Here is a 24,091-nt window from a genome sequence, read left to right as displayed (position 1 = left end):
TGACCTTCGTGCGCCGACCGTCACCGGTCGCCCCACGGGTTTCGAACCGACTGTGCGCCCACGGGCGACTCCGGTCCAGATCGGAAGTGGCGGCAGATCCCGCCGACGTCTTCCCCGTCCTGCCGCCGTCCGTGCGGGGACCGCAGAGCCCGGACCCCCGTCCGTCGCCTGGCGGATTCCGACCTCCCGCATCGCTTGGGTTGCCGGCCGCCGCGCGAACCGCCGCCGACCGTGCCCGATCCTCGGGTCCGCCGCCGATCCCCCGTCGCCGGTGGATCGTCCGTCGCAACCGATCCGGGCCCGGCGAGCGATCCCCCGCCGCCGGACGAACCGCCGTCGCTCGACCTTCGCAAGTCGGCCGGCCGCCGATCGCCCGCAACCCTTCACTCCGCCGTCGTACCGCAACTCCGACGTCCTACCGCACCCATTCGGTAACCATTCCCACCCCACGGGATGAGAAAATGACCGAACGGTTCGGTTCGGTCTTGATCTAGGCGCTCGGTTGATCTATGTCAATCTCAAATGACCGAACGGTTCGGTCGATGGCCTTTCCCGCAGGTTCGACCCGGTTTCGCCCGGATCACCCCGCGACCGGTCCCGAGATTTCGGAAGGAACCACCATGACCCGCGGCGACACCACCACCGCTCACAGCGAAGCCGCTTCCCCCCGCGGCGTCGGCACCCCGTCGCCGCAGGCCCGCGGCGCCACCGTCACCGAACTGCCCCATGCCGAAGCGGCCCGCAGCGCCCCCGCGGCGCCGGCCAAGAAGCGCTCCAACCGTCCCCTGGTGCTCGCACTGGTCGGCGTCGTCGCGCTCGGGCTGGCCGGCTGGAAGGGCTGGTCCTACGCCACCGTCGGACGCTTCCTGGTCTCCACCGACGATGCTTTCGTGCGCGCCGACGTCTCGACCATCGCCGCCAAGGCCACCGGTCACGTCACCCGCGTGCTGGTCGAGGACAATGCCCGCGTCGCCGCCGGCGACGTCCTCGCCGAGATCGACGACGGCGACTACCGCCTGGCGATCGCCGCGGCGAGCGACCGCATCGCCACCCAGGACGCCACCATCGCCCGCATCGCCGCCCAGTCCGAGGCTCAGCAGGCCACGATCGCCCAGGCCGAGGCCCAGCTCGCCTCGGTGCGCTCCGACGTCGAACGCACCGAGAGCGACTTCGAACGGGCCGGCGCCCTGGTCAAGTCCAATGCCGGCACCCAGCAGCGCCTCGATCAGGCCAAGGCCGACCGCGACCGCACTCGCGCCGCCGTCGCCGTCGCCGAAGCCGGCGTCGCCGCCGCCAAGGGCGCCCTGGCGGTGTTCCAGGCCCAGATCGTCGAAGCTTCGCGGGTCCGCGCCGAACTGTCGACCGCCCTCGACAAGGCCCACCGCGACCTCGAGTTCACACAGGTCCGCGCCCCCGTCGACGGCGTCGTCGGCAACCGCGCCGTCCAGGTCGGCCAATATGTCCAGCCCGGAACCCGGCTGCTCGCCCTGGTGCCGCTCGACAAGGTCTACATCGAAGCGAACTTCAAGGAGACCCAGCTCGCCCGCCTGAAGCCCGGCCAGCCGGTGGAGTTCACCGTCGATGCGCTGGGCTCGCGGGTCATCGAGGGCCGCCTCGTCAGCGTCGCCCCCGGCTCCGGTGCCCAGTTCTCGCTGCTGCCGCCGGAGAACGCCACCGGCAACTTCACCAAGATCGTCCAGCGCGTGCCGGTCAAGATCGCCGTCGCGCCGGAGGTCGCCCGCGAGGGCGTGCTGCGGCCCGGCCTGTCGGTCGCCGTCGACGTCGTCACCCGCTGAGCGGAGAGGAGTTCGCCGTGACCGACGCCACTCTGCCGCCGCGCGCCGCCGCCGCGCCTTCGTTCGATCGGCGTCGGTTGTTCGCCTTCATGAGCATGGTCTTCGGCATGTTCATGGCGATCCTCGACATCCAGATCGTCTCCGCCTCGCTGTCGGAGATCCAGGCCGGCCTGTCGGCCTCAGCCGACGAAGTCGCCTGGGTCCAGACCAGCTACCTCATCGCCGAAGTGGTGATGATCCCGCTGTCCGGCTTCCTGTCGCGCCTCCTGTCGACGCGCTGGCTGTTCGCGGCCTCCGCCGCCGGCTTCACCCTGATGAGCCTGATGTGCGCCACCTCGACGACCATCGAGGAGATGATTCTGTGGCGGGCGCTCCAGGGCTTCATCGGCGGCGCGATGATCCCGACCGTCTTCGCGTCGGCCTTCACCATCTTCCCGCGCGAGAAGCAGCCGCTGGTCGCCCCGATCATCGGCCTCGTCGCCACCCTGGCCCCGACCATCGGCCCGACCGTCGGCGGCTATCTCACCGACCTGTTCTCCTGGCACTGGCTGTTCCTGGTCAACATCGTGCCCGGCATCCTGGTGACCATCGCCACCTGGACGCTGGTCGACTTCGACGAACCCGATCTCAGCCTCTACGACAACTTCGACTGGGCCGGTCTCGCCGGCATGGCGGCCTTCCTCGGCGCGCTCGAATACGTCCTGGAGGAGGGCCCGGCCAAGGGCTGGTTCGACAGCGACCTGATCACCATGACCGCCGCCGTCTCGGCCGCCGGCGGGCTCTTGTTCTTCTGGCGCGCCTTCACCGCCCGCCAACCGATCGTCGATCTCGGTGCCTTCCGCGACCGCAACTTCTGGACCGGCAGCCTGTTCTCCTTCGTGATGGGCATCGGCCTCTATGGGCTGACCTATCTCTATCCGGTCTATCTCGCCCGGGTGCGCGGCTATTCCGCCCTGATGATCGGCGAGACCATGTTCGTCACCGGCATCTGCATGTTCGTCGCCGCGCCGATCGTCGGCCGCCTGATGACCAAGGTCGATCCCCGCCTGATGATCGGCCTCGGCTTCCTCGGCTTTGCACTGGGCACCTTCCAGGCCTCCTATGTCACCAAGGACTGGGACTTCTGGGAACTGCTGGTGCCGCAGATGCTGCGCGGCTTCTCGCTGATGACCTGCATGGTGCCGATCAACAATCTGGCCCTCGGCACCTTGCCGCCGGCGCGGATCAAGAACGCCTCCGGCCTGTTCAATCTCACCCGCAACCTCGGCGGCGCCGTCGGCCTGGCGCTGATCAATTCGCTGATGAACGACCGCATCGACCTCCACCTCACCCGCCTGCACGACTCCGTCGCCTGGGGCCACACCAAGGCCGAGGAGATGCTGGCCAGCCTGACCCTGGCGATGGCCGATCGCGGCTCCGACGCAGGCCTGGCGGCGGTCTCCAAGCTCGCCGGCATCGTCCGCCGTGAGGCGATCGTCTGGGCGATCGGCGACGTCTTCTTCGTCCTCACCCTGCTGTTCGTGGCCCTCGTCTTCCTCGCCGGCCTGATGCGTCGCCCCCGCGGCGCCGGCTCCGCCGGCGGCGGTCACTGAGCCGACGGATCGCGCGGCCCCCCACCCGCGCGCCGTCCTGGCCCCGCGGGCGCGCCCGACCCGGCGCGCCCGCACCGGCTTTGTCGCGCGCCGCCACACCCCCGGCGCGAAGCGTGAATCCGTGCCATTGGAGGGGCTTGCAACCCATTCGAAAATGGGACGATATGGAGTCGTCCGTTTGGGATGTGTCCTTATTGTTTCCGGTGGCGGGGAATTGCCGCATGGCGAAGGTCGACGTCGCGAGCTTTCTCGAACCCGTTTCCGACGACGAACCTTGCGGGCCCGATCTCGATCTGGCCGGCGATCCCGAGTTCATGAACTACACCGCCCGCGCCGAGGGCCTGCTGCCGCAGTCGTTCTTCGCCTTCGATCGCGCCTCGATCGACTACAAGAGCGAATTCGCCACCATCGAAGGCCTGCTCGACCGCACCCGCGATCTCCGCCTGCTGGTGCTCTATGCCAAATTGGCGATCCTCGGCCGCGACCTCGATCGCTTCTGCGACGCCCTCGAGGTCATCGTCGCCGCCCTCGACGGCCGCTGGGCCGAGGTCCATCCCCAGGGCGAGGGCTCCGACTACCTCTATCGCGTCGCGACCCTCACCGCCCTCGACGACGGCCCCCACACCATCCTGCCGCTGCAATATGCGCCGATCGTCAACAGCCGCCGCACCGGCCCGCTCGGCTGGCGCGCCTGTCAGGTCGCCGCCGGCAAGATCCCGGCCCGCGAAGGCGAACCGGCGGTGGAACAGGGCGCGATCGAACGCGCCTTCCTCGAGGCCGAGCTGCCGGCGCTGATCGACCGGCGTGATCGCTATGCCCGGATCGTCGCCGCCGCCGACGCCATCGATGCCCTGACCATCGAGAAGGGCGACTACGACAACCGCGTCCACCTCGAGAAGATGCGGGCCCAGGCCCAGGAGATCACCGAGTTCCTCGACGGCTACGTCGCCCGACGCGATCCCTCCGCCGCGCTTTCGCCCGCCGAGGGCACCCCCGACACCGGCGACGACTCCGACGACCCGTCGGCGAGCGGCGCCCCGGCGTCCTTCGGCGGCGTCGCCGTCGCCGGTGGACCCTCGCCGGGGGCCGTCGCAACCGTCGTCGACCGTCGCAGTGCCCTGCGCGCGCTCGCCGCCGCCGCCGACTATTTCCAGCGCCACGAGCCGTCGAGCCCGGCGCTGCTGCTGCTGCGCTACGCCCAGAAGGTGTCGAACCAGCCCTTCGCCGAGGTGGTGCGCACTCTGCTGCCCGACTATGCCGCCAAGGCCTATCTCAAGGTCGGCCAGTCTTCGCTCGCCATCATGCTCGACAAGCTCTCCGAGGCCACCGCCGAGGGCTGGGAGGCCGAGCCGGAACCCGAACCCGAAGAGGGCGCCGAGGAGGGGCCGGACTTCACCGTCGGCAATCGACGCGACGCGCTGCGCTTGCTGGATCTCGTCCAGATGTTCTTCCGCACCGCCGAGCCCGGAAGTGCCGTTCCGGTCCTGATCGCCCGCGCACGTGAATTGGCGGAGCGTGATTTCGTTTCGCTGATGAAGGACTTCTTCTCCGACGCGATGCTCCAGTCGATGAAGGGAGACGATTGGTAGCCCGCGTCGCGCCGTCTCTTCGTCGACGAAGGGACCAGCAGGGGAGGTGACTCGGAAAAACTTGGAAATGCGTACGAATCGAGCTTGAAACAATTCACCGATGGCCCGACAATCCGGAAAGTTCCGGATGTTCTGTCTGGTTGTTTGGAGAGCAGGGAGATCCGTTCATGGCCACCAGTAGCGGTCAAGCGTTCATCAGACGTAATCGCCCGCCCCGCGTGCACATCACCTACGAAGATCCTTATGATGCGGAGAAGCAGGTCGAAATCCCGTTCGTGATGGGCGTGCTCTCCGATCTTTCGGGCAACGCTTCCGACGTGGCGAAGCCCGACTTCGCGGATCGGACGTTCCTCGATTTCGACATGGACAACTTCGAGAACCGCATGGCGGCGATCAAGCCGGCGGTGTCCTTCCGTGTCGAGAACCGCCTGTCGGAGACGGCGGGCGAACAGATGCCGGTCAAGCTGACGTTCCAGAAGATGGACGATTTCAGCCCGGCCGCCGTCGCCTCGCAGGTGCCGGCCCTCAAGACCCTGCTCGAAGCCCGCACGCAGCTCGCCAACCTGCTGCGCTACATGGACGGCAAGGTCTCCGCCGAAGACGCGCTGAAGAAGCTCCTGTCCGACCCGCAGTTGATGGCGCTCCTCAAGGAACGCGCCGTCGCCGCTCCGGCGTCCGAATCCCAAGACGGTGAGGTGAAGGAATGAGTACCGACGCGCTTCGCGACTCCCAGGGCGCCGCCGGCGTCGAGCAGACCGCCGACGAGTTCGCCGAGTTCCTCAAGCAGAGCTTCAAGCCGCGGACCGAGCGGGCCGCGACCGAAGTGGAGAGCGCCGTCTCGACCCTGGTCAAGGAAGCGCTCGCCGACACCAGCGTCATCAAGGACGATGTCCTCGACACCATCGAGGAGATCATCGCGCGCATCGACCAGAAGCTCACCGCCCAGGTCAATGCGATCATCCACGCGCCGGAGTTCCAGCAGATCGAGAGCGCCTGGCGTGGTCTCCAGTATCTGATCAACAACTCCGAGACCGACGCGAACCTCAAGATCCGCGTCCTCAACACGTCCAAGACCGAGCTCTACCGCAACTTGCGCCTCTATCCGGGCGCCAAGTGGGACCAGAGCCCGCTCTTCAAGAAGATCTACGAGCAGGAGTTCGGTCAGCTCGGCGGCGAGCCCTACGGCGCGCTGGTCGGCGACTACTACTTCAGCCATCTGCCGGCCGACGTGCAGTTGATGCGCGACCTCAGCCGCATCTCCTCCGCCGCCCATGCCCCGCTGTTCGCCGCCGCCGAGCCGACGCTCCTCGGCATGGACAGCTGGACCGAGCTGATGAACCCGCGCGATCTGTCGAAGGTGTTCGACACGCCGGAATACGCCGCCTGGAAGAGCCTGCGCGACAGCGAGGATTCGCGCTATCTCGGCCTGTGCCTGCCGCGCGTCCTGTCGCGCGTGCCCTATGGCGCCAAGACCGAGCCGGTCGAGGCCTTCGCCTTCGAAGAAGAGACCGACGGTCACAAGGGCGCCAGCTACGCCTGGATGAACGCCGCCTACACCATGGCGGTCAACGTCAATCGGGCCTTCAAGGAATACGGCTGGTGCACCCGTATCCGCGGTGTCGAGTCCGGCGGCGAGGTCGTCAACCTGCCGACCCACACCTTCCCGACCGACGACGGCGGCGTCGATCTGAAGTGTCCGACGGAAATCGCCATCACCGATCGTCGTGAGGCGGAGTTGGCCAAATCCGGCCTTATTCCGCTGATACATCGCAAGAACACCGACAAGGCAGCGTTCATCGGGGCCCAGTCGGTGTATCGGCCGAAGAAATACGACAAGCCCGAGGCGACGGCTTCGGACAACCTGTCGTCCCGACTGCCGTACATGTTCGCCGTGTCGCGCTTCGCGCATTATTTGAAGTGCATGGTTCGCGACAAGGTCGGGTCGATGAAGGAGACCGCGGAACTGCAGCGTTGGCTGCAGGAGTGGATCACTCAGTACGTCGACCCCAATCCGGCCGTCTCGTCGGAGATCCAGAAGGCCCGCAAGCCGCTGGCCGCCGCCGAAGTGAAGGTCGAGGCCAACGAGGAGAATCCCGGCTATTACAACGCGCGTTTCTATCTGCGTCCGCACTTCCAGTTGGAAGGCATGGATGTCGGCATGAGTCTCGTGTCGCGGTTGCCGGGTGGGCAGAAGTGACCAGTGCGGTTCGTTCGACGAACGGCTGGGGACGTCTTTGAATTCCGGCGGCGGTGCGGCTTCGCCCGCACCCCGTCTCATACACCCGTCGGGCGGACGGGCCGTTCGGCTCTTCCCTCCGCAATTGTTCAGGAGGAAATAAAATGGCTGCGAATTTTGCATTCATCAAGATCGGTGAACTGAAGGGCGAATCTCAGGATTCGAAGCATCAGGGCTGGATCGACGTGCTCAATTGGTCTTGGGGCGCGTCCAACCACGGCAGCGGTCAGATCGGCTCGGGCTCCGGCACCGGCAAGGGCGTCGTACAGGACTTCCATTTCCAGAAGACCGTCGACGGAACCTCGACCTACATCGCTCAGAACCTGCTGCAGGGCGAGCACTTCCCCAAGGCGACCTTCGAATTGCTGAAGGTCGGCGGCAAGACCCCGGTGACCTACTACAAGGTCGAGTTCGAGCAGGTCTTCATCTCGAGCCTGGCCTTCGGCGGCGGCGGCGAGGGCGGTGCCTTCACCGAGAGCATCACCTTCAACTTCCGCAAGTTCAAGGCCACCTACACCGCCCAGACCGCGACCGGCAGCGCCGGCGAGTCGTCGTCCCTCGGCTGGGACACCGGCGCGCACATCGAGGTCTGATCGTACGCCTTCCGCCGACCCGGTCTTCGCCTTCGGGCGGGCCGCCGGGTCGGCGCTTCGCTTCCGTCGGCCGTCGGTCGTTCGGCGTGGTGCTCCGGGATTGCGGGACGCGCGCGGGAGGGTGACGGCGGGTCGCGGATCGTCCGGGCTTGATGCGCCGGACCGATCCGCGAAGTCGATCGCGGTTCCGCGGTGCTCGGGTTGTCCGAGTCGCGGATCGAGGTGACGACGACGGTCTGCGACGACGTCGGACGGGACCGTTCGGGTGCCGCATCGGCGGGGTTCGGATGAGGTCGGCGGGCGCCGGGGTCGGTCGGTTTTCGGCCGAAGTCGGCGCCCGTGACCGCGATTCCCCGGCTGCGACTTCGGCGTCGCGGCGGATGATCGCCCGCCGCGGAGGTCCCACGCAGCGAGATCGCGACGTCGCCGCGCGACGTAAGACTTTCGGCCGAGCGCTCCTCGGCCGCGCCTGCCGCCGGATGCCTCCGGTCCCGCCCGCGATCCGTTCGGATCGGTTCCTGTTCGGAGGATGTCGACGCGATGGCGACGCAGAGCAGACAGGTCCGGGTCGGGGCGCCGTTGATGTATGCGTTCCGCGCCGCCCATGCCGCCAAGGACGCCACCAAGAAGCTCGACCTGCGCGACCGTGGCGAGCGGGTGATCGCCGGTCGCCGTGCCTCCGCCGGGTCGCTGGTGACCGAGGCGGTGTTGCGTCGCGAGGTCGCCCGCGATCTCGAAGCGCTGCTCAACACCATCAATCTCAATTCGACCCAGCGCCTCGACGACGTCCCCCACGTCGCCGATTCGATCCTCAATTTCGGCATCCCCGACATCGTCCACCGGTCGATCGACGAGAAGGGCGTCGATGACATCGTCGCCGAGTTGGAGGCGGCCTTCCGCCGATTCGAGCCGCGCCTCGCCGGCCACACCGTCAAGGTGCGCCGCGACCGCACCGTCGGCATCGACGAACTCAAGGTGCGCTTCTACGTCGCCGCCGAGATCACCATGTCGCCCGAGAACGTACCCGTCGAATTCGTCGCCGACGTCGAAGTCGACAGCGGCAAGATCGTGTTGAGCAGGGTATAGGCGTTCCATGGATCGCGAGTTTCTCGAGCTCTACAATCAGGAACTGCGCCTCCTCCGGGAGCATGCGAAGGAATTCGCGGACGAGTATCCGGGCATCGCCGACCGCCTCGGCGGTCTCGTCGACGATCGCATGGACCCGATGATCAGCGGCCTGCTGGAGGGCTCGGCCTTCCTCGCCGCCCGCGTCCAGCTGAAGCTGCGCCACGAGTTCCCCGAATTCACCTCGAACCTGCTCGAACAGCTGATTCCCGACTTTCTCGCCCCGACCCCGTCGGCGGCGATCGTCCAGGCCCGCCCGCCCTTCGGCGATCCGGTCCTGCTCGAGGGCAAACGGGCCAAGGCCGGCGCCTATATCGACGCGACCTATCTCGAGCGCGACCGCCGCATCGCCTGCCGCTACCGGCTGACCTCCGACATCTGGCTGTGGCCGTTCGAACTCGTCGCCGCCGACTACGTCACGGCGAATGCCGCGCTCCAGGCCGCCGGCCTGCCGGTCGGCGCCAATGCCCGCGCCGCGCTGCGCCTGTCCTTCACCACCCGCATGGCCGATCGCCCCGACGCCGAGACCGCCGATGCCGATGCGAGCGGCAAGCCCGAGCTCCACGCCGCGCGCGTCCGCATCAAGGAACTGCCGATCTATCTGCGCGGCCAGGAATCCGACGCGGTCGGCCTCTACGAGCAGATCTTCGCCCATCGCGTCGGCATCTGGGTGCGCCACTTCGACGCCTTCGGCGATCCCGTGGCGATTCCCGTCGAGGACGGGTCGCTGCTGCAACTGGGCTTCGCGCCCGAGGAATCGCTGTTCCCGCGCGATACCCGGATCTTCCACGGCTTCGCCCTGCTGCGCGACTATTTCGTCTTCGCGCGCAAGTACCTAGGGTTCCGTCTGATCGACCTCGACCGGGTCGTGCGGCGCATCGCCGCCAAGTCCTTCGACCTCTACGTGGTCTTCGACGAGGTCCAGCCGCGGCTCGCCTCGGCGATCGGCAAGGACTTCTTCGCGCTCTATGCGTCGCCGGCGATCAATCTGTTCGAGAAGACCACCGACCGCATTCCGGTCAAGTCCGCTCAGCACGAGTATCACGTCGTCCCCGACCGCTCGCGGCCGATCGATTTCGAGCCCCACCGGGTCCTCGAGGTATTCGCCCATTATCCCGGCACCGCCGAAAAGGTGCCGGTGCTGCCGCTCTATTCGGCGCCGCGCGATCCCCATCAGGCCCCGAGCAAGCTCTATTATACCATCCGTCGCATGCCCCGGCGGCGCTCCGCCCAGGAACGCCGCTTCGGCGGCGCCTCGGACTACACCGGCACCGAAATGTATCTATCGCTGATCGAGCCGGCGACTTTCGACGACGATCATCCCGGGGTCAGCGAGCTCAGTCTGCGGGCGCTGTGCTCCAACCGCCACCTCACCGAGGCCCTGCCGGTCGGGGAGGGCGGTGCCGACTTCCGCCTGCTCGACGATACCGACCTCGAATTCCAATGCGTCGCCGGACCGACCATCCCGCGCGAGCCGGTGGTCAGTCACCTGCGCTCGCGGCTCGAGACCGCCTCCACCGGCTCGGTGACCTGGCGGCTGGTCAACATGCTCGCCCACAACCACCTCGGCCTGATCTCGCGCGCCGCCGGCCGCAACGGCCAGTCGCTGCGCGAGATGCTGGCGCTGTTCGCCGATCAGCGCGACGCCGCGGTGGAGCGCCGCATCGACGGCATCCGCTCGCTCGATTCGCGCCCCATCGTGCGGCGTGTCCGCCGCGAGACCGGGGTCGGCGCCGCCCGCGGCCTCGAGATCACCGTGACCATCGACGAGAAGAGCTTCGAGGGCAGCGGCGCCTATCTGTTGGGGGCGGTGCTCGATCGCTTCTTCGCCGATTACGTCGGCATCAACAACTTCACCCAGACGGTGGTGCGCTCGGTCGAGCGCGGCGTGATCATGCGCTGGCCGGTGCGGCTCGGCTCGCGGAGGCCGTTGTGACCTGGCTGGAGGGGCTTCGCGCCGAACCCTGGCGCCACGACTTCTTCACCACCCTGCGTCGGCTGGAGCGCAGCCGCCCCGAGCAACCGCGCATCGGCCACGCCGCGACGCGGCGCGAGGACTACGCCAAGCTCGGCCAGAACCCGTTCTTCGAGTTTCCCGCCTCCAACCTCGAACAGGCGACCGACCTCGGCGACGGCCGCTGGCGGATCCTGGTCAAGTTCCTCGGGCTCCTCGGGCCGCAGGGCGCGCTGCCGCTGACCACCAACGAAGAGGCCAAGGTCTGGCTCGACGCCCGCGACGATTCCTTCGTCCGCTTCCTCGACCTGTTCAACCATCGCCCGCTGCAGCTGTTCTATCGCGCCTGGGCCGACTCGCGCCCGATCGCCCAACACGAGCGCCCGGCCGAGGATCGCTTCGCCGCCTACATCGGTTCGACCATCGGCCTCGGCACGGCGATCTATCGCGACCTCGACACCGTCCCCGACGCCCAGAAGCTCGCCCACGCCGGCCTCGCCGGCCCGGCCGCCAAGTCGGCGGTGCGGCTCGAGCAGCTGTTCCTCGGGGTGCTCGGGCTCAGGGCCGAGGTCGAAGAGTTCGTCGGTTCGCGCCTGCCGGTCGAGCCGGAGGACCGCACCCGGATCGGCGGCGCCAATGCCGGGCTCGGCTCCGACGTGATGCTCGGGGCGACGTTCTTCAGCGTCTCCGACAAGATTCGGATCCGTCTGCACGTCGCCGACCTCGCCGAATACGAGAAGGTGCTGCCGGTCGGCGCGCTCGCCGAGCCGATCGCCGACCTCGTCTATTTCTATCTCGGCGATCTGCTGGAATGGGAGGTCGAACCGGCCCTTCCGGCGCGCGAGATCCGACCCATGCGGCTGGGGAGAGCCGGACGGATCGGCTGGACGTCATGGCTCGCACCGAAGGTCTCGCCGGACGACACCAGCGAGCGCATCGATGCGCGTTTCGATCTCGCCGAGCGCCTGCGCGCGCGGCGGGCCAAGGGGTAGGGGAAGCGTCAACCGGAAGCTCCGGATGCGATAGGGGGAAGGCATGTCCGATATCAGTCTCGAGGCGGTCACCGGCAAATTGAACCGTGTCGGCTACGAAGCCTTCTTCAAGGCGATGCGCCACGCCAAAGGGTCGGGCAACCGGCACGTCGAACTGGCGCACTGGATTCTCCACGTGCTGCCCGAGGAACGGACCGACATCGGCCTGACCCTCGACCATTTCAAGATCGACCGGGCCAAGATCCTGACCGACGTCGGCCGCGTCGTCGAAGGCTTCCGCCGCAACGAGACGGAGATGCCGGGGGTCTCCAACACCATCATCGATCTGCTCGACCGCGCCTGGCACTATGCCACGCTGTTCTTCGGCGAGACCCAGATCCGCACCGGCCATCTCCTGCTCGCCGGCCTCAAGTCGAACGAGTTGCGCCGCGCCTTCGCCGCGCTGTCGAGCGAGTTCGGCAAGATCAATCCGGATGTGCTGTCCAACGAACACGCCAAGATCTGGATGATCTCGCAGGAGGACACCCTGCGGCCGATGGACGGCTCGGGCCTGCGCGCCGCCGGCACCGCCGGGGCCGACGCGGCCTCCGGCTCCAAGAGCCAGACCGCCCTCGACCGCTATTCCCAGGATCTCACCGCCAAGGCCAAGGCCGGCGGCATGGACCCGGTGCTCGGGCGCGACGACGAGATCCGCCAGTGCATCGACGTGCTGCTGCGTCGGCGCCAGAACAACCCGATCCTCACCGGCGAGGCCGGCGTCGGCAAGACCGCGATCGTCGAGGGCCTCGCCCAACGCATCGCCAGCGGCGACGTGCCGCCGCCCTTGAAGGGGGTCAAGCTGCTCGCCCTCGACATCGGCCTGATGCAGGCCGGCGCCTCGATGAAGGGCGAATTCGAACAGCGCCTGCGCTCGGTGATCGACGAGGTCCAGTCCTCGCCGACCCCGATCGTGCTGTTCATCGACGAGGCTCATACGCTGATCGGCGCCGGCGGCCAGGCCGGCACCGGCGACGCCGCCAATCTGCTCAAGCCGGCGCTCGCCCGCGGCACGCTGCGCACCGTCGCCGCCACCACCTGGTCGGAATATCGCCAGTACATCGAGAAGGACCCGGCGCTGACCCGCCGCTTCCAGCCGGTGATGGTCGACGAACCCAACGTCAAGACCGGCATCATCATGCTGCGCGGCATCGCCGGGCCGATGGAGAAGCACCACAAGGTCAAGATCTCCGACGCGGCGGTGGTCTCGGCGGTCGAACTGTCCCACCGCTACATCCCGGCGCGCCAGTTGCCCGACAAGGCGATCAGCCTGCTCGATACGGCCTGCGCCCGCGTCGCGGTGTCCCAGTCCTCGACGCCGGCCAGCGTCGCCGACACCCGCGTCGACATCGAGACGCTCGAGAAGGAGAAGGCGGCGCTCACCGCCGATCGCGACCTCGGTGTCGACGACAGCGAACGCCTCGCCGAGATCGAGGTCGAACTCGCCGCCGCCGCCGAGAAACTCGCGGGCCTCGAAGCCGAATGGGCGGGAGAGCAGACGCTGGTCGAGGAGATCGGCGCGCTGCGCACCCGTCTCGCCGAGCCCGAGGCCGACGTCGAGGCGATCCGCACCGAGCTCAAGACCAAATTCGACGCCCTCGATGCGATCGACGCCGAACACCGCAAGATCTACGCCCACGTCGACGATCAGGCGATCGCCGCGGTGGTCTCCGACTGGACCGGCATCCCCGTCGGCCGGATGGTCAAGGACGAGATCGAGAACGTCCTGCGCCTGCCGGAGATCCTCAACAAGCGGGTGATCGGCCAGAGCCACGGCCTCGCGGTCATCGCCAAGCGCATCGAGACCAACCGCGCCAAGCTCGACAACCCGAACAAGCCGATCGGCGTGTTCATGTTGTGCGGCCCCTCCGGCGTCGGCAAGACCGAGACGGCGCTGGCGCTGGCCGAAGCCCTGTACGGCGGTCAGGACAACATCATCACCATCAACATGTCGGAGTTCCAGGAGGCCCACACCGTCTCGTCGCTGAAGGGTGCCCCTCCCGGCTACGTCGGCTACGGCGAGGGCGGCCGCCTGACCGAGGCGGTGCGGCGCAAGCCCTATTCGGTGGTGCTGCTCGACGAGGTCGAGAAGGCCCATCCGGACGTCCACGAGCTGTTCTTCCAGGTCTTCGACAAGGGCATCATGGAGGACGGCAACGGCCGCAAGATCGATTTCAAGAACACCCTGATCATCCTGACCTCCAACGTCGGCACCGACATGATCATGGAGAGCTCCCGCGATCCGGCCACCGCGCCGGACGCCGAGGCCCTCGCCGTGGCCCTGCGCCCCGATCTGCTCAAGGTGTTCCCGCCGGCGCTGATCGGCCGCCTGGTGGTGATCCCCTATTACCCGCTCGCCGCCGACGTGCTCGGGGGCATCGTCCGCCTCCAGCTCGACCGGATCGGCAAGCGGGTGCGCGAGAACCATTCGGCCGCCTTCGTCTACGGCCAGGAGGTGATCGACTACATCGTGTCCAAGTGCAACGACCCGGATTCGGGTGGGCGCATGATCGACAACATCATCACCAACACCATCCTGCCGGCGCTCTCCCGCGAGTTCCTGAAGCGCAGCCTCGACAAGCAGGAGATCACTCGGGCCACCGTCGGCGTCGCCGACGGCGCCTTCACCTACGCCTGGGAGTGATCGCCGCGACCGCCGCCGTCGGATCGCTCGATCCGGCGCGCGGCGGCGGGCTCGGCCGCGCCGAACCTTCGGCCGGATCGGGGAGGAACCAGCATGACGATAGCCTACGATCCGGAGGCCGGCGGCCGTCTGATCACCACCGCCGATCTGGAGATCGCCGATCTCCTGGTGTCGACCGCCACCGTCGCGGTGTCGCGCACCCTCTATGCCGTGACCTGGCCGCAGATCAGCCGGGTGCGCCTGTGGCTCGGCGGCGGCCAGGTGGTCGATTCCGCCGGCTGGGGGGTGCGGGCGCGGCCCCTCTCCGGGGCGATGCGCGAGGACGGCGACACTCAGGTCGTGGTCTATCGTCGGCCGGGTCTGAGCACCACCGCCGCCTTCAAGGTCCGCGATCACGTGCTCTCCGGGCTCGGCCGCAGCTTCGACAAGCCCGACGTCGTCGCCCATGCCCCGGGCGGCGGCGGTCAACTGGTCGGGCTCGTCGCCCGGATCGCCGAGATGGGCGAAGACCGTCTGTTCTGCCCCGAACTGGTGTGGTCGGCCTTCGAGCGGGCCGGCGCCTCCCTCGACGAGGCCCAGCCCTTCGCGCCGACCACCGTCGCGGTGCCGCAGCTCTGGTACCAGGGCACGCTGCTCTACGTCGGCCATCTCTTCGTCTGACCCTCCGTCCGCCCGTCGCCCGCCCGGGCGACGGCTTCCCGAAGCCCGGGCGTCGCGCTCGAACGAGGTCCAACAGCCGCCATGGTCGAACCCCAACCCAAGACCCCGCTCATCGAACGCGAGGGCACGCCGGACGAGGCCGTCCAATGGTCGCTCGGCGCGATGCGGATGCGTCGGTTCGACGATGCCGCGCGGGTGCTGAAGGCGGTGCTGGCCGAGTTCCCCGACCATCCCGACGCGCTGCACTATTACGGCCTGCTGCGCCACCAACTCGGCGAGACGCCGGAAGCGATCGAGCTCGTCCGCCGCGCCGTGGCGGTCGCGCCCGACAACGTCCACGCCTGGAACAATCTCGGCAATCTCCTCCTGTGCGTCGAAGATTCCGACGGCGCCCAGGCCGCCTATTTCAAGTGCCTGGAGCTGGTGCCCGACTTCCTGTCGGCGCTGTCCAACATCGCGCTGCTGCTGCGCCACGCCGGCCACATCGACGAAGCCGAGCGGATCTATCGTCAGGCGCTCGAGGCCAACCCCGAGTCCGCCGAAGTGCTCAACAATCTCGGCACCATCGAGATGAGCCGCTCCAACTACGCCGCGGCGTCCGACCTGTTCGGCCGCGCCATCGCGCTCGAAGCGGGCTTCGGTCAGGCCTACCGCAACATGGGCGAAGCGCTGCATCGCCAGGGCAACGATGCCGAAGCGACCTCCTATTTCTGGAAGTCGATCGCCGTCAATCAGGGCGAGCGCACTGCGCGCAAGCTGCTGGTCTATGCGCTGACCACCATGGGCGAGCACGAGCAGGCCAAGACCGTGGCGCGCGACTGGCTGGCCCTCGACCCCGACGATCCCGACGCCCAGCACCACTTTGCCGCGGTGACCGGCGAGAACGTCCCCGAGCGCGCCGCCGACGCCTATGTCGAACGGATCTTCGACAGCTACGCCTCGAGCTTCGATTCCTCCCTCGGCAGCCTCGGCTATCAGGCCCCCGAAGCGATCGCCGAACTGCTCGGCCGGGTCGCCCCGGATCTCGCCGGCGCGGCGATCCTCGACGCCGGCTGCGGCACCGGCCTGGTCGGGCCCCTCGTGCGGGAGCGCGCCGCTCGCCTCGACGGGCTCGACCTGTCCGGCGGCATGCTGGCCAAGGCCAAGCTGCGCGGCATCTACGATCGCCTCGACAAGGCCGAGATCACCGCCGCCATGGCCGAGCGTCCGGTAGCTTACGACGTGGTGCTGTCGGCCGACACGCTGTGCTACTTCGGCGCCCTCGCCGACGTCCTGGCCGCCGCCGCCACGGCGCTGAAACCCGGCGGTCTGGTGCTGTTCACGGTCGAGAGCCTCCCACCCGAGGACGGCCGTCCCTATCGCCTCCACGAAGGCCACGGCCGCTACGCCCATACCGCCGCCTATCTCGACGCGGTCGCCGCCGGCGCCGGATTCGCGGTTCTGGCGCGCGAAGACGTGGCCTTGCGAACCGAAGGCGGCCGGCCCGTCCAGGGCTACGTCGTCGCCTTGAGGAAGCCATGAAATCTGGTTACGAATTCAGTCCGTTGCCGGGCGCGGCGCGGGGCTCGCGGATTGACCGCCGGGCCAGGCCGCAGACCGGAGCGAGCGGTCGCGACCGCGCAGGTCTCGAGGTGGGTGGACGACGACGATCGGCTGGGGCCGGGAGGTGGATCGTGACGGCGGCACGGGTGCGGGCGGTGGTTCTGGCGGCGGTCGTGGCGACGGCCTGGGCATCCGGTCCGGCGGCGGCCGACGGGTCGACCCCCGAACTGGTCGCCGGCGGTCTGGTCCTGCCCGCCAATGCCGGCGTGGCCGTCAAGTCCGAGGATCTGCACATCTCGGAGAAGGCGATCGACATCGCCTATGAGTTCCTCAACGCCGGCGACAAGGACGTCACCACCCTGGTGGCCTTCCCGCTGCCGGTGCTGTCACCGGCCGACTCCGAGATCTTCGAGGCCCGCGACGGCGGCGATCCGGTCGATTTCCTCGGCTTCACCGTCGACGTCGACGGCCGCCGGATCAAGCCGCAGGCCGAACAGCGCGCCTCGGTGCTCGGCCTCGACGTCACCGATCGTCTGGTCGCCGACGGCGTCGCGCTCAATCCTTACGTCGGCGCCCGCGCCCGCGAGGCCCTGGCCAAGCTGCCGGCGGCCAAGCAGGGCTTCTATGCCGAGCGCGGCTTGGCGGTGTGGCTCGAAGGCGCCCCGACCGGCCTCGCCTGGACCGTCTCGACCACCTTCCACTGGATGCAGACCTTCCCGGCCGGCAAGGCGGTGCGGATCGTCCATCACTATCGCCCGATCGTCGGCCGCGACCTCCTCACCGAGGCGACCCTCGATCGCCTCGCCGGAGGGCGCGCCGGCGTCTGCCTCGACAAGACCGGCGAGGCGGCGCTGCGCAAGGCGCTGGTCGCCGGACGCAAGGCCGGCGGCGGCTCGACCGCGCTGATGCAGCGCCGCGTCGGCTTCGCGCTCGGCGCCGGGGCCGGCTGGGGCGGGCCGATCGGTAATTTCCGCCTGACCATCGACAAGCCGCGCGCCGACACGCTGGTCGCCACCTGTTTTGCCGGGGCGCCCCCGAAGATCGGCCCGACCAGCCTCGTCTGGGAAGCCAAGGACTTCACGCCCAAGGACGATCTGTCCATCCTCTTCGTCGATCTCGGCGAGAAGTGAGCCTGCTGTGAGGATGCGATGAACGCGAGTGACGGGACTCTTCGGAATTCCTCCTCCCTTGCGCGGGCCGGCCTCGCGCGGGCGGGCCGGGTGGTCGCGGCCGCGCTGCTCGTCTCCGGCCTGTTCGCCATGGCTGCCGAGGCGCAGCAGCCCAAGGTGCTGCGCCAGTTCGGACTGGGCTCGGACAAGAACTCGATCGGCGTCACTCCCGGCAACGGCGACGTCGAGCCGACCGGCCCCTCGGCGATCTACGCCGGCCGCGACGGCCGCATCTATCTGCTCGATCAGGTCAACGGCCGCATCCTGTCGATGGACGGCGGCAAACCGGTCGACGCGCCCGACGCGCTGCAACTGCCCGAGGACCTGATTCCCCAGGATCTGGTGGCGATCAAGGATCGGCTCTACGTCTGGGACGGTCAGGTCCACGCCCTCGACACCAAGGAGTCGGGCGAAGGCCCGGTGGCGGCCCGTGCCGTCTCGGCGGTCGACGACGTCACCCGCTCGGCCTTCGCCCAGATGGGCTCCCAGGCCCCGTCGAGCGAGGCCGAGGTGGTCAGCGCCGCCGGCCGCGCGGCGTCCGCCGACGCCTTCGACACGCCGATCAAGCAATTCGCCAATTCCCACGGCCTCGGCCCGGTCGACATCGAGATTCTGCCCAAGAAGGACGGCAAGAGCGCGGTGGTCGAGGTGCGGGCGCAGAACGATCCGCTCAACCTCCATCGCTTCGAGGTCAAGGTGAAGCACCGCCTGGGCGCCGTCGAGATCCTCGACGTCAGTGCCAAGGGCGGGGTCTACGTCTTCACCGAGAACATCCCGCCGACCAAGGACGGCGCCTCGGTCGCCTATGTCGCGCGTTACGACGGCCGCGGCCGCCTCGATGCGATCTACGACCTGCCGATCGGCCCCGACCAGTTCCCGTCGCGCCGCTTCGTGACCATCGCCGAGAACGGCGACGTGCTCTATCTCAAGTCCGATTCGACCGGCGTCGGCATCCTCGACCTCGCCCGGCGCACCCCCAAGGGCGGCATCGTCGATTCGCCGCCGGTCGCCAAGGGCGCCGCGCCGGTCCTCGCCGGCCCCGGCGACGCCGCCGCCGAACAGGCGGTGATCACCGCGGTGCGCCCCGGCACCCGCCTCGGGGCGATCCAGATCGGCCTCGCCTTCGAAGGTCTGAAGTGGACGGTGACGCCGCAGAACTACGGCCCCAACCCCGACACCCAATGCACCGGCTTCGGTGACCGCACCCGCCGCCCCGGCTATCTCGAGGGCAAGGTCGGCCAGGAAGTCCGCGGCGTCCCCTATTGCTGGGGCTGTTTCGGCAGTTTCGTGACCTTCAAGCGCCAGGTCGATCGCGGCGCGCTGGCCGGCAACTGGTGCACTAAGGACAATCCGCGCCGCGACGTGGTCGGCGTGGACTGTTCGGCCTTCGTGTCGCAGTGCTGGGGTCTGCAGCGCCAGTACACCACCGCCGACATCCCCTCGATCACCGAAGTCCTGGCCGACCCGTGGTCGCTGAAGCCCGGCGACGCGCTGAACAAGCCCGGCTCGCACGTCATGCTGTTCGTCAAATTCACCCCCGACCGCAAGGCCGAAGTGCTCGAAGCCTCGACCGGCGGCTGCAACGGCCGGGTCTGCCGCAACGTCTACCCTCTGTCGGTGCTGCTCGCCCGCGGCTACCAGCCGGTGCGTTACAAGGCTCTCAAAGACCAGTGAGCGACGGGGAGTGAGCCGAGCGCCGCAGCGCCGCGGCGATCGCCGTTGCGTGCTTCTCGCATCGCCGTCGCGGAAAGGGGCTTGTCGCGATCCGCCTCTCGTAGCATGACTCTCCAAAGGGAGTTTCCGCTGCGTTTCGGGGATGTTGGACGGATGGCGCTGACTCTGAGGATCGAGAACGAGACCAGCCTTCCCGACGGCGGGCCGCTGAGCATCCGCCTCACCGGGCGGCGCGGCATCGACATCGGCCGCGATCCCTATCTCGACTGGACCTTGCCCGACACCACCCGTTTCATCTCCGGCAAGCACTGCGAGGTGCGCTGGGTCGACGGTAGCTACATGCTCACCGACGTCTCGACCAACGGCACCTTCGTCAACGGCAGCGATCGGCGGATGCAGGGTCCCCATCGCCTCGCCAACGGTGACCGGCTGCTGATCGGCAACTACATCGTGGTCGCCGAGATCGACGATCCCGGCGGTCAGGTCGCGCCGACGCCGCAGCTCCGCAACGCCGCCAGCGGCGACTTCTGGGACGCCGAGGGCGCCGCGCCTCCCGGCAAACGCTCCGATCTGATCCACCGCAACGAACGCCCGGTCCAGGCCGACTTCCTCGACTGGGCCGCCGATCTGCCCTCGGTCAATGCCGCGCCGATCCCGGCGCCGCGCGGACCCTCGCCCTTCGACGCGCCCGGCCGGGGCGGCGCCGACGACGCCTGGAGCGGTCCCGCCGCCGCGCCGCCGCCGATGGCCGTGCCGGTGCCCGCGCCGGCCCGACCGTCGGTCCCCGCCGGCGTCTTCGACGAAGCGCCGCCGCCCGCCGCCCGCCCGATCTGGGCCGATTCGGCCCCGACCGGCGAATGGGCCGCCGCCCCGCCGCCGGCGCCCGCTTCGGCGCCCGAATTCGCCCCTCCACCGGCCCCGGCCCCGACGCCCGAATTCGCGCCACCGCCGCCGCCACCACCCGCACCGCCCGTCGCCGCGCCGGCGCCGCGCGGTGCCGCGCCCGCCTCGACCGACGCCCTCGCCGCGCTGGCCGAAGGCGCGGGGGTGTCGCCCGACGTCTTCCTGCGCCGCGATCCCGACGAGGTGCTGCGCGACGTCGGGGCGATGACGCGCATCGTCGTGGAACAGATGATGGCGCTGCTCGCCGCGCGCTCGGAGACCAAGCGCGCCTTCCGCTCCGGCGAGCACACCATGATCGGCGCCACCCACAACAACCCGTTGAAATTCTCGCCGACCGTCGACGACGCCCTGCGCCTGATCTTCGGACCGCGCCTGCGCAGCTACATGGACGGCAAGGAGGCGCTCGAAGAGAGCTTCCAGGATCTCTCCAATCATCAACTGCGCACCTTCGCGGCGATGCAGCAGTCGCTCAAGATGCTGATGGAAGACCTCGACCCGGCGGCCATCGAGCACGCCACCGAGGGCGACCGCGGCGTCGCGTCACTGATCGGCTCGCGCAAGAGTCGACTTTGGGATCAGTTCGTCGCACGTTGGCAGGCGAAGACGCTTCGCAACGAAGATGGTATGGTCGGGCTGTTCATGCGGTATTTTTCCGATTGCTATGATCGCCTCGGAGCGTCGATGAAGAAGAAGTGACATTGCGGAGAGTGCGTCGCCCCGTTGCGGGCGGGGCGGGGGAGAGGCCTTCGAGCACCAAACGGGCGGGCGCATGTCTTGGTACAGCAAGGTTCTGTGGTCCGAGGGGCTGTTTCTGAAGCCCCAGCATCTCCAGCAGAGCGAGCGCTATCACGAGCGGCTGGTGGAGGCCCGGGTCGGCCGCATCACGCCCTACCCCTGGGGTTTCGCGGCGCTCGAGGTCGATCGTGACCTCGCCCAGCAGTCGCGTTTCGGTCTGCGTCGCGCCGCCGGTGTGATGCCCGACGGCGTGCCCTTCGACCTGCCCGCCGACGCGCCGCTGCCCGAACCGGTCGACGTGCCCGAAGCCGCCGCCAAACAGATCGTCTGGCTGACTCTGCCGCTCGCCGCGGTCAACACCCGCGAGGTCGCCTACCGCGACGTCGAGGGCGGCTCGCGCTGGTTCGTCGGCTCCGAAGTGTTCATCGATTCCTCCGCCGACCTGCGGCTCGAGGAGGAGATCGACATCGCCCATCCGCGCTTCGCCCTGGAAGTGCGCAAGACGCCCAAGCCCGGCTTCGTCAATCTCGGCATCGCCCGCATCCTCGAGGTGCGCGACCGCACCGTGGTGCTCGACGACAAGTTCGTGCCGCCGCTGCTGGTCTGCGCCGCCCATCCGACCGTCGACGGCTGGATCGACCGGGTGATCGGCTGGGTCGACACCAAGCTCGAGGAACTCGCCCGCTATGCCGCCGATCCCACCGCCGGCGGCGGGCTGCAGAGCATCGACTACCTGATGCTGCAGCTCCTCAACCGCTCGATCCCGGTGCTCAAGCACATGCGCGGCTCGGGCTACGTCCATCCGGAGCGGCTCTACGAGGAGCTGCTGCGCCTGTCGGGGGAACTGGCGACCTTCGCCTCGCGCGAACGCCGGGTGCGCGACTACGCACCTTACGACCACGACGACCTGGAGAACGTCTTCGCGCCGCTCCTGCGCGACATCCAGGACTATCTCTCCGCCCGCCTCGGCCGCCGCGCCATCCGGCTGGAGATCGTCGAGCGCGCCGCCAATGCCTTCATCTCGGTCATCCGCGACCGGTCGTTGTTCCGCAACGCGACCTTCGTGCTCGAGGTGTCGGCCGCCCGTCCGCTCGGGGACATCCAGCAGCAGTTCCCGCAGCTGTTCAAGATCGGCCCGAACACCAAGATGAACGAGATCGTTCATACCCATCTTCCGGGTGTTCCGCTGGTACATCTGCCGACCCCGCCGTCGCAGATCCGGGCCATCACCGACCATGTGTACTTCTACATGGACAAGACGTCGCCGTTGTGGCCCGAATTCTCCACGGCGACGTCGATCGGCATGCACTTTTCGGGTGATTGGCCCGGATTGGGTCTCGAACTCTGGGCGATATTGGAAGACCGCTGATGGCCGACGATCCGTTCGACACCTCCGATCGCGGCGACCGCACCGTTTTCCGGCCCAACCCGGGCGGACGACGGCCGGCGGCGCCGGCTGCCCCCCCGCCCGGCGCCGCCCCCGCGGCGCCGCAGGCTCCGACCCCGCGCGACGACTGGGGCCTGGTCCAGCGCCAGACCCCGGAAGGCCCGGCGGTGGTCACCCGGCCGATGATGCTGAAGCGCGATCAGATGATCGTGCCGCATCAGAACCCGATCATGCGCGCCGCCGGCCCGATGCTGGTGCTGCTCGGCCGCCTGCGCATCGCTCTGATGCGCGCCTCCTTCGCCGAACTGATGGAACACGTCGCCGAGAGCCTCAAGGCGTTCGAACTGGACGTGCGGGCCGCCGGCATCGACGACGCCCAGACCAACGCCGCCAAATACGTGCTGTGCGCCACCGCCGACGACATCGTCCAGAACATCCCGTCGGAAGATCGCCACGTCTGGGCGCAATATTCGATGCTCAGCCGCTTCTTCGGCGAGCGCATCGGCGGCGTCCGCTTCTTCCAGGAGGTCGACAAGTCGATCGCCGATCCGCTCCACAACGTGGAACTGCTGGAGCTCGAACACGCCTGTCTGGCGCTCGGCTTCCAGGGCAAGTACCGCACCATGGAGAACGGCGCCGCGCAACTGCACGACATCCAGAAGCGCGTCTATGAAGTGCTGAAGTCGGTGCGCCGCGCGCCGCCCGAGGACCTGTCGCCGCGCTGGCGCGGCCTCGCCCTGCGCTCCCAGGCCGGGCGTCTGCGGGTGCCGGTGTGGGTGGTCGCGGCGGTGCTGCTGGCCGGCCTGTCGGCGCTCTACATCACCTATCTGACCTTGCTCGGCGGTGGCGCCGAAGTCGCCGCGGCCGAGGTCGTCGGTCTCCATCCGCCGACCCAGATGGCGCTGCTGCGCAAGGCGCCGGTGCCGCCCCCGCCGCCTCCGCCGCCGCCTCCGCCCGAGCCGGTGGTCACCACCGGGCCGCTCACCCAGATGCAGCGCATCCGATCGACGCTGGCCGCCGAGATCGCCTCCGGCGACATCTCGGCCGACGCGGTCGGCACCCATGTGATCATCCGGGTCGGCTCGAACTTCCTGTTCGAATCCGGCAAGGCCGACGTCAAGCCGGTGCTGCGTCCGCTCGCCAAGCGGATGGCCGAGATGCTCGAGAAGGAGGCCGGCCCGATCTTGGTGATCGGCCACACCGACAACGTCGCGGTCAATCCGGGCGGCCGCTTCAAGTCCAACTTCGAACTGTCGTTGGAACGCGCCAAGCAGGTCTCGCTGCTGCTCGGCGCCAACCTCTCGACGCCCGCCCGCCTCAAGCCGGAAGGCCGCGGCGAGCAGGAGCCGGTGGCCCCCAACGACACCGCCGACAACAAGGCGCGCAATCGTCGCGTCGAGATCTGGATCGATCGAGCCGACTGAACACGCCCGCCGCGCGTCCCTTCGGCCGCGCGGCGCCGAC

At 68.6% G+C, this 24,091-nt stretch carries 17 protein-coding genes; all 17 read left to right on the top strand.

What is annotated here, in order from left to right:
• Positions 1-620 precede the first annotated feature (620 nt).
• Positions 621-1,796: an HlyD family secretion protein gene (locus tag EYW49_RS13510; RefSeq protein ID WP_165498249.1), complete on the top strand. Its 1,176-nt coding sequence runs from the start codon at positions 621-623 to the stop codon at positions 1,794-1,796.
• 17 nt (positions 1,797-1,813) lie between these two features.
• Positions 1,814-3,388 (top strand): DHA2 family efflux MFS transporter permease subunit, encoded by a 1,575-nt coding sequence (locus tag EYW49_RS13505; RefSeq protein WP_228259603.1) that lies wholly within the window; start codon positions 1,814-1,816, stop codon positions 3,386-3,388.
• A 221-nt stretch (positions 3,389-3,609) separates the two neighbouring features.
• Positions 3,610-4,977 carry a type VI secretion system protein TssA gene (locus EYW49_RS13500; protein WP_165498248.1) on the top strand — a complete coding sequence of 456 codons (1,368 nt, stop codon included), beginning with the start codon at positions 3,610-3,612 and terminating at the stop codon, positions 4,975-4,977.
• Between the two features lie 167 nt (positions 4,978-5,144).
• Positions 5,145-5,684 carry a type VI secretion system contractile sheath small subunit gene (gene tssB / locus EYW49_RS13495; protein ID WP_131310113.1) on the top strand — a complete coding sequence of 180 codons (540 nt, stop codon included), beginning with the start codon at positions 5,145-5,147 and terminating at the stop codon, positions 5,682-5,684.
• On the top strand, positions 5,681-7,174 hold the full coding sequence (gene tssC / locus EYW49_RS13490; RefSeq protein ID WP_131310112.1) for a type VI secretion system contractile sheath large subunit: 1,494 nt from the start codon (positions 5,681-5,683) through the stop codon (positions 7,172-7,174). The genes tssB and tssC overlap by 4 nt, the downstream gene beginning before the upstream one ends.
• A 143-nt stretch (positions 7,175-7,317) precedes the next feature.
• Complete coding sequence (locus EYW49_RS13485) at positions 7,318-7,806, top strand: Hcp family type VI secretion system effector (RefSeq protein ID WP_131310111.1); 489 nt, start codon at positions 7,318-7,320, stop codon at positions 7,804-7,806.
• Positions 7,807-8,346: 540 nt separating this feature from the next.
• Positions 8,347-8,892 (top strand): type VI secretion system baseplate subunit TssE, encoded by a 546-nt coding sequence (gene tssE, locus EYW49_RS13480; RefSeq protein WP_228259602.1) that lies wholly within the window; start codon positions 8,347-8,349, stop codon positions 8,890-8,892.
• A gap of 7 nt (positions 8,893-8,899) precedes the next feature.
• Positions 8,900-10,867, top strand: coding sequence for a type VI secretion system baseplate subunit TssF (gene tssF, locus EYW49_RS13475; protein ID WP_131310110.1), 1,968 nt, complete (start codon positions 8,900-8,902; stop codon positions 10,865-10,867).
• A complete protein-coding gene (gene tssG, locus EYW49_RS13470; protein ID WP_131310109.1) occupies positions 10,864-11,877 on the top strand; it encodes a type VI secretion system baseplate subunit TssG in 1,014 nt (337 codons plus the stop codon). The genes tssF and tssG overlap by 4 nt, the downstream gene beginning before the upstream one ends.
• 43 nt (positions 11,878-11,920) lie before the next feature.
• Entirely contained in the window at positions 11,921-14,557 is a 2,637-nt protein-coding gene (gene tssH, locus EYW49_RS13465) for a type VI secretion system ATPase TssH (RefSeq protein WP_131310108.1), read from the top strand.
• Between the two features lie 93 nt (positions 14,558-14,650).
• On the top strand, positions 14,651-15,217 hold the full coding sequence (locus EYW49_RS13460; protein WP_131310107.1) for a C40 family peptidase: 567 nt from the start codon (positions 14,651-14,653) through the stop codon (positions 15,215-15,217).
• A gap of 81 nt (positions 15,218-15,298) precedes the next feature.
• Positions 15,299-16,738 carry a tetratricopeptide repeat protein gene (locus tag EYW49_RS13455; protein WP_131310106.1) on the top strand — a complete coding sequence of 480 codons (1,440 nt, stop codon included), beginning with the start codon at positions 15,299-15,301 and terminating at the stop codon, positions 16,736-16,738.
• A gap of 152 nt (positions 16,739-16,890) precedes the next feature.
• The gene (locus EYW49_RS13450) at positions 16,891-17,889 is read left to right on the top strand and encodes a DUF4424 family protein (RefSeq protein WP_165498247.1); all 999 of its coding nucleotides are present in this window, start codon (positions 16,891-16,893) and stop codon (positions 17,887-17,889) included.
• Between the two features lie 18 nt (positions 17,890-17,907).
• Positions 17,908-19,602: a hypothetical protein gene (locus EYW49_RS13445; RefSeq protein WP_131310104.1), complete on the top strand. Its 1,695-nt coding sequence runs from the start codon at positions 17,908-17,910 to the stop codon at positions 19,600-19,602.
• 153 nt (positions 19,603-19,755) lie between these two features.
• On the top strand, positions 19,756-21,201 hold the full coding sequence (gene tagH / locus EYW49_RS13440; protein ID WP_165498246.1) for a type VI secretion system-associated FHA domain protein TagH: 1,446 nt from the start codon (positions 19,756-19,758) through the stop codon (positions 21,199-21,201).
• Positions 21,202-21,274: 73 nt separating this feature from the next.
• Positions 21,275-22,609: a type VI secretion system baseplate subunit TssK gene (tssK, locus tag EYW49_RS13435; RefSeq protein ID WP_131310102.1), complete on the top strand. Its 1,335-nt coding sequence runs from the start codon at positions 21,275-21,277 to the stop codon at positions 22,607-22,609.
• A complete protein-coding gene (gene icmH / locus EYW49_RS13430) occupies positions 22,609-24,051 on the top strand; it encodes a type IVB secretion system protein IcmH/DotU (RefSeq protein ID WP_131310101.1) in 1,443 nt (480 codons plus the stop codon). The genes tssK and icmH overlap by 1 nt, the downstream gene beginning before the upstream one ends.
• The last annotated feature ends 40 nt before the right edge of the window (positions 24,052-24,091 follow it).

The sequence above is a fragment of the Siculibacillus lacustris genome (genome assembly GCF_004328075.1).
GTDB classification, from domain to species: domain Bacteria; phylum Pseudomonadota; class Alphaproteobacteria; order Rhizobiales; family Ancalomicrobiaceae; genus Siculibacillus; species Siculibacillus lacustris.
This window is presented reverse-complemented; position numbering and strand designations above follow the sequence as displayed.

Bases quoted from the DNA above. Each gene is read 5' to 3' on its own strand.
- EYW49_RS13485 (WP_131310111.1), top strand. From the start codon at position 7,318: ATGGCTGCGAATTTTGCATTCATCAAGATCGGTGAACTGAAGGGCGAA.
- tssC (WP_131310112.1), top strand. From the start codon at position 5,681: ATGAGTACCGACGCGCTTCGCGACTCCCAGGGCGCCGCCGGCGTCGAG.
- tssH (WP_131310108.1), top strand. From the start codon at position 11,921: ATGTCCGATATCAGTCTCGAGGCGGTCACCGGCAAATTGAACCGTGTC.
- EYW49_RS13455 (WP_131310106.1), top strand. From the start codon at position 15,299: ATGGTCGAACCCCAACCCAAGACCCCGCTCATCGAACGCGAGGGCACG.
- EYW49_RS13460 (WP_131310107.1), top strand. From the start codon at position 14,651: ATGACGATAGCCTACGATCCGGAGGCCGGCGGCCGTCTGATCACCACC.
- EYW49_RS13445 (WP_131310104.1), top strand. From the start codon at position 17,908: ATGAACGCGAGTGACGGGACTCTTCGGAATTCCTCCTCCCTTGCGCGG.
- tssB (WP_131310113.1), top strand. From the start codon at position 5,145: ATGGCCACCAGTAGCGGTCAAGCGTTCATCAGACGTAATCGCCCGCCC.
- tssE (WP_228259602.1), top strand. From the start codon at position 8,347: ATGGCGACGCAGAGCAGACAGGTCCGGGTCGGGGCGCCGTTGATGTAT.
- tssF (WP_131310110.1), top strand. From the start codon at position 8,900: ATGGATCGCGAGTTTCTCGAGCTCTACAATCAGGAACTGCGCCTCCTC.
- EYW49_RS13510 (WP_165498249.1), top strand. From the start codon at position 621: ATGACCCGCGGCGACACCACCACCGCTCACAGCGAAGCCGCTTCCCCC.
- EYW49_RS13500 (WP_165498248.1), top strand. From the start codon at position 3,610: ATGGCGAAGGTCGACGTCGCGAGCTTTCTCGAACCCGTTTCCGACGAC.
- tagH (WP_165498246.1), top strand. From the start codon at position 19,756: ATGGCGCTGACTCTGAGGATCGAGAACGAGACCAGCCTTCCCGACGGC.
- icmH (WP_131310101.1), top strand. From the start codon at position 22,609: ATGGCCGACGATCCGTTCGACACCTCCGATCGCGGCGACCGCACCGTT.
- tssK (WP_131310102.1), top strand. From the start codon at position 21,275: ATGTCTTGGTACAGCAAGGTTCTGTGGTCCGAGGGGCTGTTTCTGAAG.